A 3,947-nucleotide genomic window follows, 5' to 3' on the forward strand; every position below is an offset into this window, starting at 1 on the left:
CTTCCCGCCCGGTCCCCTGCCACCCGGCTTCGACGAACACGAATCCCAGGACCTCGCCCCACCCGGCCCTACGTCCCCGCAGGGTGCCCGACCAGCCCGGACCCGGAGACCCAGCCGCCGGCGCGGACCGCGCCCACAGCCCCCCACCCGGTCCAGCCCTGGACCCCGCCGGTGCCGTCGTCGCCGGCCACAGCTGCCCTCATGGCCCCATCCGTACCGTCAGCCCCAGCGGCCCCAGCGGCCCCACCGTTCCCGCAGGCTCGGCCCGGGACTCCGCTCTCCGACCCGGACGATCCGGATGATCCGGACGATCCGAGGATGCCCGGGGCGCCGGGGGCGCCGAAGCCCCCGGACACTCCGAGGGACCCGAGCGACTGGATCACCGCGGCTCGCACCACGCCACCGGAGCCACACCAGCCACCCGAGCCACCGGAGCCGCACGGGCTGCCCCCGGCCGAGCCCTATCTCGGGTCCGGGCCGCCGACCTACGACGCCGAGCCGACCGCGCTGCCGGCCGCCGATCCGGACGGGCTGGACGGGCTGGTCCCGGACACCGTCCTGGACGGAGCCCGGTACGGGGCCTGCACGTTGCGGGCCGCGTCGGTGCGCGGGGACTCCGCGCGCTACCGGGGCGAGCCGCGCCGCGACGCGTTGCTCACCGCCCGCTTCGGCACCGGCGAGCAGGCGCTGATCCTGGTCGCGATGGCGACCGGCGCCCGTGCCACGCCGGGCGCGCACCGGGCGGCCGCCGAGGTGTGCCACTGGATCGGCCGGGCCGTGGGCCGCAGCCAGGCACGGCTCGCGCAGGACATGCGGGCCGCCCGGCGAGGTGACCTGAAGTCGGGGCTGCACCGCCTCACCGACCGCAGCCTGGGCCGGCTCCGCGCCAGCGCCGCCGAACAGGGCCTGGACCCCGAGGAGTACGCGGCGGGCCTGCGCTGCCTGTTGCTGCCGGCGGACCCGGCCTGCCGGGTGCGGGTCTTCTTCGGCGTCGGCCCGGGTGGACTGTTCCGCCTGCGGGACGGCCAGTGGCGCGACCTCGAGCCGCCGGTCGGCGAGGTCGCCGGCGAACCTGTCGTCGGCTTCGGCGCGCTGCCCGCCGAGACCCCCGAGGGCGACCGGCTCACCATGGACTTCGGCATCCCGACCCCGCCGAGCCCTTACGAGCCGGCCCCCGGACCGCCCCGTGAGCCCTTCCGGTTCCGGGCGTCCGTCGCCCGCCCGGGTGACACTCTCCTGATGTGTACCGAGGGCCTCGCCGAACCGCTCCGCGGCGAGCCGGAACTTCCCGCCCACCTCGTCCGGCGGTGGTCCGCGCCGTCCCCGCCGGGCCTCGCCGCGTTCCTCGCCGACACCCAGATCCGGGTCAAGGGGTACGCGGACGACCGTACGGCCGCAGCCGTGTGGGAGGCGTGAGACGGGCGGCTGTGGATTGATGGAACCCGGAGGAATCCGAAGGAGCCACGGAGACCGAAGGGGCAGATGAGCACCATGGCCAAACAGAACGTCGCCGAGCAGTTCGTCGACATCCTCGTCCGCGCCGGAGTGGAACGCCTCTACGGCGTCGTCGGCGACAGCCTGAACCCGGTGGTCGACGCCGTCCGCCGCAACTCCGCCATCGACTGGGTGCACGTCCGCCACGAGGAGAGCGCCGCGTTCGCCGCCGGCGCGGAGGCGCAGATCACCGGCAAACTGACGGCGTGCGCCGGATCCTGCGGACCGGGCAACCTGCACCTCATCAACGGCCTGTACGACGCCCACCGCTCGATGGCACCGGTCCTCGCCCTCGCCTCCCAGATCCCCTCCGGCGAGATCGGCCTGGGCTACTTCCAGGAGACCCACCCCGACCGCCTCTTCCAGGAGTGCAGCCACTACAGCGAGCTGATCTCCAGCCCGAAACAGATGCCCAGGCTGCTCCGGACCGCCATCCAGCACGCCGTCGGCCGCAGCGGAGTCAGCGTCGTCTGCCTCCCCGGTGACATCGCCGCGGAACCCGCGCCCGAGAAAGCCGCGCAAACCGCTCTCGTCACATCCCGTCCCACGGTCCGCCCCGGTGATGCCGAGGTCGACGAGCTGGTCCGGCTGATCGACGCCGCCGACAAGGTCACCCTGTTCTGCGGCAGCGGCACGGCGGGCGCGCACGCCGAGGTGATGGAGTTCGCGGAGAAGATCAAGTCACCGATCGGCCACGCGTTGCGGGGAAAGGAGTGGATCCAGTACGACAACAGGTTCGACGTCGGGATGAGCGGCCTCCTCGGCTACGGCGCCGCCTACGAGGCCACCCACGAATGTGACCTGCTGATCCTGCTCGGAACCGATTTCCCCTACAACGCCTTCCTGCCCGACGACGTCAAGATCGCCCAGGTCGACGTGCGGCCCGAGCACCTGGGCCGGCGCTCCAGACTGGACCTCGCCGTGTGGGGCGACGTACGCGAGACCCTGCGCTGTCTGATCCCGCGCGTGGGGGAGAAGAAGAACCGGCGTTTCCTCGACAAGATGCTGAAGAAACACGCGGACGCTCTCGAAGGGGTCGTCAAGGCGTACACCCGCAAGGTGGAGAAACACGTTCCCATCCACCCCGAGTATGTGGCGTCCGTTCTCGACGAACTCGCCGACGACGACGCCGTCTTCACGGTCGACACCGGCATGTGCAACGTCTGGGCGGCCCGTTACATCACGCCCAACGGCCGCCGTCGCGTGATCGGTTCCTTCTCCCACGGCTCGATGGCGAACGCGCTTCCCATGGCGATCGGCGCCCAGTTCACCGACCGGGGCCGGCAGGTCCTGTCGATGTCCGGCGACGGCGGATTCGCCATGCTGATGGGTGACTTCCTCACCCTCGTCCAGTACGACCTGCCGGTGAAGGTCGTCCTCTTCAACAACTCCTCGCTCGGCATGGTCGAGTTGGAGATGCTGGTCGCCGGACTGCCCTCCTACGGCACCACGAACAAGAACCCGGACTTCGCCGCCGTCGCCCGCGCCTGCGGTGCCCACGGCGTGCGCGTGGAGAAACCGAAGGATCTCGCCAAGGCTCTCAAGAGCGCTTTCCAGCACAGGGGTCCGGCGCTCGTCGACATCGTCACCGACCCCAACGCGCTGTCCATCCCGCCGAGGATCAGCGCCGAGATGGTGACCGGGTTCGCCCTGTCCGCCTCGAAGATCGTCCTGGACGGCGGCGTCGGACGCATGGTCCAGATGGCCCGCTCCAACCTGCGCAACGTGCCGCGCCCCTGACGGGTCCCCCTACTGGTACGGCGTCCACCGGCGCGCCGAGGTGTCGTACATGTACCGGGGCAGACCCGCGATGCTCCTGGTGCGCAGCGGGCGGCCGTGGTCGTCGATGCGGACCGTGCCGGTGCGGCCCTCGGAGGACCAGTCGAGCTCCAGGTACCAGGAGCAGTCGCAGCCCTGCGTGCGCGCGGTGACGAGCAGCACCTCCGGGTCCGTCGAGGACACCCGGTACGGCATCCGGACCGCGGGGATCGGCGTGCCGGTGTCGTTGCCGGCGACCGGTCGGGCGATCGGGCGGTCCCGGTCCAGGTCGACGGCGAAGTAGCGGGGACTGATCGAGCCGCCGCAGCCCTGGTCCATGGCGTACACGTTGCCGGGGGCCGGGTCCGTGCGGCCGGTCACGCGGACGCGGAGCGCCGTCAGGACGACGGCCGTGGAGCTGCGGCCCTGCACCGTGATCTCCACGACGGTCTCCCGCCCGTGCACGGCGCCCTGTGCCGCGGCCCAGGGCGCGGCGTCCTGCGCCGCCGGGGGCGGCGGGACCCTGGCGGGCGGCTGGGCGACGACGTAGTGGTGACTGCACCCGAGCGCCCAGGCCTGGGAGTCGGCGGTCCAGGTCAGCGGAACCGTCGTGTCCCCCGGGGCGGTCCCTGCGGGAGTGGACGCTTCCGGCGTACGCGGCGTGGGCGAGGCGCCGCCGGGCGTGGGGGAGGGGG

Annotated in this window: 2 protein-coding genes and 1 pseudogene; 2 read left to right on the forward strand and 1 reads right to left on the reverse strand. The window is 72.5% G+C overall.

Annotated elements, in window-relative coordinates; translation table 11 throughout:
* Positions 1-1,416: PP2C family serine/threonine-protein phosphatase (locus P1P75_RS40235; RefSeq protein ID WP_319264674.1), on the forward strand; the 1,416-nt coding region annotated here is incomplete at its 5' end.
* 75 nt (positions 1,417-1,491) lie between these two features.
* On the forward strand, positions 1,492-3,234 hold the full coding sequence (locus tag P1P75_RS40240; RefSeq protein ID WP_319264676.1) for a pyruvate dehydrogenase: 1,743 nt from the start codon (positions 1,492-1,494) through the stop codon (positions 3,232-3,234).
* 9 nt (positions 3,235-3,243) lie between these two features.
* Here P1P75_RS40240 and P1P75_RS40245 read toward each other — a convergent pair.
* Positions 3,244-3,947 (reverse strand): annotated as a pseudogene (locus P1P75_RS40245) (transcriptional regulator); the annotation flags it as partial.

The sequence above is a fragment of the Streptomyces sp. ID05-39B genome, assembly GCF_033794725.1.
GTDB lineage: Bacteria > Actinomycetota > Actinomycetes > Streptomycetales > Streptomycetaceae > Streptomyces > Streptomyces bobili.